Here is a 6,764-nt window from a genome sequence, read left to right as displayed (position 1 = left end):
AATCGGCCAGTTCGGTTGGGATGGCGGAAGCGGCACCACGACCTACGCCGACCCGGACAACCAGCTCACAGGAATCCTGCTTACCCAGGTCGGGCTGTCAGCCCCAAATTCGGCACAGCTTATCCACGATTTCTGGACCATGGTCTACCAGGCAATCGAAGATTGACACCAATCTCTCGGTTCGTCGTTTGTTAAAAATGGCCAGTGAATTTTATTGACTTTTTTGGGACAGAATCAGGATATTACGCGGAGTTTTGGGAGTACAGCACCAACAAAATGCGCATTTCGTATGGAAAGCAAATTGCAACCTAAAAAGTCGATTCCTGAACGCTAAGGAACCGACTTTTTTAGGTTGCATTTCACAATTCTTGTTTCTTTAATGCTTTTTTTAATATTGTTCGATTTTGAAAAAAGTATGTCTGTGACTCGTTTTTACATATATCTTGGCTGAACTCCATCATTTTAAGAAACCGGTTATTTATTTTACTGATTTTTTTATGAGTTTTTGTCCCATAATGGTTTTAAATTATCGAAATTTATTTTTTGCTTTAGCTTGCTGCAGATGGAACACCTATCCTAAATGTTTGCCATAATTCATGTTTGTATAAATGCCTACTTCAGAATAATAGGTAGGGCATAATAACCAAAGGCTAGATCGAGCAAGGCGCTTGCTTCTTGGCGCAGTAACAGATCCTTCGGACGGAAAATAAATGATCCATCAGCGTTGATCGAAGTATCAGGGTCTATGATTCCTTGGGATGCAAGTGCCTGAATAGATTGGACTGCCCAGTCATCCGCAGCATCAAGCAATTTAACTTTCTTAGCTTGGTCAGGTTGAATCTGCTTCAGATTTTGAATTAAGGTCGCTGCGACCTGTCGGGTAATCGGAGTAGTACGGTCATAACCTGGAATTCCTTTCATAATTTTTTCCCTTGCCTCCTTGGAGTCGTCTGGAAAACCATTCCATCCATAAGCAAGTAACAACGTATCTGCAAACTCTCCTTGTGTCATGATGTCCATCGGATTGAATAGATTACCTGTTTTAGCACCCATAATATTTAGGGCATGAAGATTATCAATGTGACTTCTATAGTTACTCTTTTGTGGAACATCAGCAAAGGACGGTTTGTTGTTAATTTTCTGTGCATCAGCCATAAAATCAAGGCTTTTAGGAGAATTGTAGTGAAAATATGCGATTTCTCCAGCTGCATTTTTTTTGAAAGCAACCTTTTTGCCTTCCGAATCCTCAAATAACAACGGATGAATCATTTTTAGAACTTGTTTTCCGGTTATTCCCCCTTCCATGACCAAATTCCCATTTTCATAGGTAAATTGGGTGCGAACTGCAGCTAAACGTGTGTTTTGGTATAAACCCAAGTATTTTTGGGCTTCTTTCTCCTCTAAAGGGAGATAACTAGTCTTTTCCTCCTTCTTAGCAGGAAAATAGTGATCCATGAGAGCTTCATATATGTCTATACTCATCGTTGAATCATTATTGTAAGACATGAAGAATGCGGTTTTTTGTTCAGGCACTAAAATCATCAGTGATTGATGTCCAGGCATGCTTCCCCCTTTTATTACAACATGTTGACCGTTAGCAAATTCATTGAAAGGCGTTTCAAATCCAATTGTCGCAACAGGAATTGTCTTATCATCAAAAACTTGATAGGCATGCATCATATCCATGCTTTTTTTACTTACAACTTCTTTGCCGTTAAACTTTCCGTTCTGTAGCTGCATAATCATGTATTTTGACATGTCTTCTCCGGTAGATATAATACCTCCTTGTGGTGCATCCATTAGACTGTTTCCACTTGTTGGAATTGGATCGCCAGTGGGCCCATAATGTGTAGCCATTCTCTTGAGAAGATTAGGCGTAAAGCCCAAACTTGTAGATTTCATACCTAATGGTTTGAAAATATTATTTTCCATATATTGCGAAAAAGGTGTATTTGTAACATTTTCCACAGCAAATCCTGCGAGTGCAAATGCAACGTTGTCATACGTATAAGATTCTCCTGGCGGCCGTACCACCGTTGGCATATGTTTAGAGAAAAATTCCTTCATCGGTATACTGTGATTAACGTATTCAGGTCCGGTTATCGTAGTGATATCAGGTAAATCTACTCCGCTGGTATAAGTGAGCATATCAAACAAGGTAAGGGGTTTTCCTGTTTTATTAGGTATTTTCAATCCACTGAGATATTGTTGTACATCTTGATCTAGTTTAAGCTTTCCTTTATCAACTTGCTGCATCACAGCTAAGGCAGTAAAAGTTTTTGAGACTGAAGCGATTTGAAAGACCGTGTCCTTAGTAACGGGAATTTTCTTTTCTTTATCAGCATAGCCATACCCTTTATTGACAACGACCTTTCCATCATGAACGACGACAAAACTAGAACCGTTCACATTGTACTCCTTCATTTTTTCTTCAAATAACGGATCAGCAAAAGATTCTACTTCTTTTTTATTATTGGGTGCTTTCGTCATTTTGATATCGGTCGAGGCTGCCGATGATCTTGATTTTCCAGCTTCTAATGATTGTTGGGAACACGCAGACATCATACTTGTAGAAGTGAGCAGAATTGCAACAATCCCCAGTTTGTTAATTGCTTGTTTCATTTTTGTACGCTCCTTTATTTAATTTAATTTTTTTGTTAGCGCAACGAGTTAGCGGCTCGTTAGCGTATGAACAGAGTGTAGCAAGCGGCGAGTCATAGTCGATAGTGAACTTCTGTCATATTTATAAAGAACAACAAAAATTGAGTGGGATACGGCTGTATTGATAGCTATGTCATAGAAACCATGACATTTTGACACTACCGTATGTGACAGAAAAATACTTAGAATCAAAAAGTAGCTTTTAACGCATTAGCAATGAATGAGGAGGAGAGATTTTAATGACAAAAGCATCAGCTCAAAAAACTTTGCAAGATTTCTATTTCTTGTTATTTACCTTTGTATCCGGATTCTTTTACTTTTGTTTCTATCTGGTCAGCATTACATTTGCACTAGTAATGACGATTATCTTTTTAGGTATTCCCTTGTTGGTTTGGGTGCTACAAACAACTCACACGTTTGTTCAGTATGAACGCATTCAGACGAAGGTTTATACGGATATATCGATAGAGTTATTCGAATCAAGGAAAAAAGAGGAGGGAGATAAATGGATTAAAGCGAGAGATACAATCCTTAATAGTAGCAACTGGAGGGCTATTTTTTGGCTCATGCAGAAATTTTTCATCGGAATAATGAGTCTTATATGTGCTATCTTACTGTATGTAACGCCGCTAGTATTTATCGTTACACCCTTACTTTTTAGATATTTTAATATATACTTATTGGGAATTGCTATGAATTCATGGGCGAAAGCTTTTTTTGTCATGATTATTGGATGCATTCTCATCTGGATACGTATATGTATTGGAAACTGTTTAGTTCGAATAATTGGAATCTATACACGTACAATGTTTAAAGCTATAAGGGAGTGATAATTTGTTTAAGACTTTGAAAATATGGTTCTGGTATGATTGGGCCTTACTTTGTATACGTTTTATTATTTGGCTATCATTGATATCAACGACTATCCAACAACAAGATCATTTGACAGTACCACTTTGGATCATAATTCTTTGGGAAGTCATTTCATTTTCAGTACCTTGGATTTGTTTAATGTTCAGTTATCGCTATTATTTGTTTACTGAAATAATATTATTTGGCGGAGTGTGTTTCTATTTAACTTTATTATTTCCGTCAGCGTATCTTGCTTTTTTAATGCCAACTTTTATGATTGCGGCAAATAGCGCTCATAAATCTTACCGCTGGTCGGGTCCTATCACAATTATTTTGTTCCCGTTGCTCATTGCGATATTTTCCAAAGTAACAGATTTATGGGTAATCATACTACAAATTGGTTTAGCCTTTGCTATGGGTTCTTTTTTTCGTTTACTGGTTATTAATTACCGTCAAAGTGAGACTATTCGGAACCAGAAACATGTATTGGAACAATACATATCCCAAGTCGAACGAATAACATTACTTGAGGAACGTGATAGGCTCTCAAAAGACTTACACGATACGATGGGGCATTCCTATACCTCAATTATAATGGGGATGGAAACATTACGTACGGAATTAAAGTCTAAAGAAGGCGAGCAACAGCTTGATTCATTATTACAATTAGCCCGTAACAGTATGGAAGAAGTAAGACTGTATTTGCATCAAATGGATTTATCACAAGAATCGCTTCCCTTAGCTGTCACATTACAACAATTGACAGAGGAATTTAAGAAACATGCAAAAGTAACTGTACGTACTCGAGTAATAGGGGAAGAGTATATGGTCTCCAAGCAATCAAAAATGACACTATATCGAGGCTTGCAGGAATCATTAACAAATGCTGTTCGCCATGGGCATTCTACAGAAATCCTTGTTTCACTTCACTTTGAACCACAACAGATACGATTGGATGTACAGGATAATGGCTGTGGGGTAGACGAGTGGACGGATGGCTTTGGATTAACTGCAATGAAAGAGCGTGTGAGTCAATCACAAGGAAGAGTCGTTGTTTACTCCAAAAAAGGGGAAGGGACGTTAATTTCATGTGTATTACCAAAACAAGTACAACTGTCTAATGAACAAATTCGTTTGTGTATTGTAGATGATCATTCTTTTATTCGAGATAGTCTTCATACAATTTTGGATGTACAGGAGGATTTACAAGTAGTGGGAATGGCTGAAGATGGAGAACGGGCTGTGGAATTGTGTGAAAGAATAAAACCAGATGTAGTATTAATGGATTTAGAGATGCCTAATCTGAATGGAATTCATGCGACTAAAATGATTAAGGAAAAATGGCCGCACATTCGTGTACTCATTCTGTCAACATTTCAGGATACAGAAAAGGCAAAGGAAATCATACGAAATGGTGCGGATGGATATTTATTGAAATCCATAGATTCGCGTGAACTAGCTGAATCAATTCGTCTAGTCTATCGAGGAGGCACGATGATTAATCATGACTTGTTCCATAGAATGTGGAAAGAAAATGAAGAAATAGGATCATTTGAATCAAAATCAGATGGAAAAGAGCATGGATTAACGAAACGAGAACTAGAGATTTTGGAACTATTATCACAAGGCAGCCGTTATAAAACAATAGCCTCGAAGCTTTACTTGTCAAACGGAACAGTAAGAAATTACGCCTCCAATCTCTATGAGAAGCTAGGAGTCAAAAATCGAGATGAAGCTGTGCAAAAAGCTAAAGATATAGGCTTACTTTTATAATTTACATCAGAAAAGACAATGATCACAAATAAAAAAGTTCTTAAAAAAATTATCAAGACCTAAATTTAGAAAAACAAAAGAACATAAGCTGTTTGACAAATATGTCAAACAGCCTTTTTAGTATGATTTGGTCTTTTCTAATCTCTTTTCTATCATTTAACATATAAAATAACTGCTAGTTGCTCTGTTAAATAAACCTTTTATTCCACAAATAAAAAGGAAATTGTAATTATATGTCAAAATAAGTATGTAAATTGTAAAGAAATGTGCTTGAAATAAAAAGGGGGATACAATGTTACGTTTAGACCATTTTGTAATTCATATTGATAATGATTTTGAAAAAATAAATAACTTAAAAAAAGAGTTTAATAAATTGAACCTTCCATTTAACCCTAAAAAAGGAAAAGGTACTAAAGGGTTTAAAGTAATAAATTTTTGGTCAGGAGAACAATATTTAGAAATGCTATATTTAAAAAATTTAGAAGGTGGTGGATGGAAAAGTGAATGGATAGATAAATATAACCAAGGAAAGAGAGGTGTTTTTGGTATATGTTTGTTTACTGATTCGTTGGATGAAATCAAAGCAGGATTGATGAAATCACTAGTTTCAAAAAAGCCTTCCCGCAATGATGATTGCATGAAGGCTTTTGATGTTTTCTTATTTTTTTGTCTCATTGACCCATGTAATAATGTCCTGGATGACGTACTCGGGAACATTTGCAGGGATTTCGTACTCACTTGGAAGACTGAATTCCCCGTCACCCTCCGTGAAGAAGTGATTCAATTTCGGGTATTCTTTGAACTTAACATTCCCGCGGTTTGAAAGTCCTTCCTGCCATTTTGTATATTCATTTTTTACTGTCACTTGATAATCGCGTGCCCCTTGCAGAATCAGTAAAGGCTCTTTTCGTGATTTTGCCTCCTCAACTGGACGCCACCTAGAAACATCATACATAAAATGAGGAGACGGAAAATTGTAGCCAGCTGGCGGATGGTTAGGATTGAAAGTAGGATCCTGGATAAAAGCGAACTGTCTTTTTAGTTCATCGATTACTTCCTTTGGTGCCCCAAGGTATTGATTCTGATCAATGGCAATGTCAGTCAAAGGGCGTGCAGGTGGTGCGAGTAAGATACTTTCTCTGACAAGTGAGGAAGGCGCTTTGCTCAGTATACGCGGCATTGTGCCAGCTCCTAGGCTATGTCCGAGAATGAAAATATTATTTGGATCAATGCCTTCCTGCTGCGCTGCTGATTTTGCTGCATATATGGCATCATCTGTAGTATCACGGTCTAACGTACCAGGTTCTCCACTCATCTTTAATGCGTGTTCTAAGGTACGTTTTTCATAGCGCAACACTGCAATTCCGTTGGATGAAAGGCCCACCGCAAGGTCTCGTAAGATTTTTGTTCCCATATATGTACTATCGCGATCATGGATGCCAGCACCATGAACAAGAACAATTACGGGTACCTTTTCA

General features: G+C 37.4%; 4 protein-coding genes and 1 pseudogene. 3 read left to right on the top strand and 2 right to left on the bottom strand.

All coding sequences use genetic code 11. From position 1 onward, the window contains the following. Positions 1-166 (top strand): annotated as a pseudogene (locus BAU27_RS32840) (serine hydrolase); the annotation flags it as partial. 446 nt (positions 167-612) lie between these two features. Here the strand turns inward: BAU27_RS32840 and BAU27_RS08310 are convergent. Continuing rightward, positions 613-2,622, bottom strand: a complete 2,010-nt coding sequence (locus BAU27_RS08310; protein ID WP_071770628.1) for a serine hydrolase domain-containing protein — start codon at positions 2,620-2,622, stop codon at positions 613-615. Between the two features lie 278 nt (positions 2,623-2,900). On the opposite strand from BAU27_RS08310, the gene BAU27_RS08305 reads away from it, so the two are divergent. Continuing rightward, a complete protein-coding gene (locus BAU27_RS08305) occupies positions 2,901-3,491 on the top strand; it encodes a sensor domain-containing protein (protein ID WP_071770627.1) in 591 nt (196 codons plus the stop codon). 4 nt (positions 3,492-3,495) lie between these two features. Next, the gene (locus tag BAU27_RS08300; RefSeq protein ID WP_071770626.1) at positions 3,496-5,286 is read left to right on the top strand and encodes a helix-turn-helix transcriptional regulator; all 1,791 of its coding nucleotides are present in this window, start codon (positions 3,496-3,498) and stop codon (positions 5,284-5,286) included. A gap of 658 nt (positions 5,287-5,944) precedes the next feature. Here BAU27_RS08300 and BAU27_RS08295 read toward each other — a convergent pair. After that, positions 5,945-6,764 (bottom strand): alpha/beta hydrolase family protein (locus BAU27_RS08295; protein WP_071770625.1); only part of this gene is annotated, 820 nt, incomplete at its 5' end.

This window comes from Bacillus sp. NH11B, from assembly GCF_001884205.1.
GTDB classification, from domain to species: domain Bacteria; phylum Bacillota; class Bacilli; order Bacillales; family Bacillaceae_G; genus Bacillus_A; species Bacillus_A proteolyticus.
The sequence above is the reverse complement of the archived record's forward strand: the minus strand, read 5'-3'. Positions and strand labels throughout refer to the sequence as shown.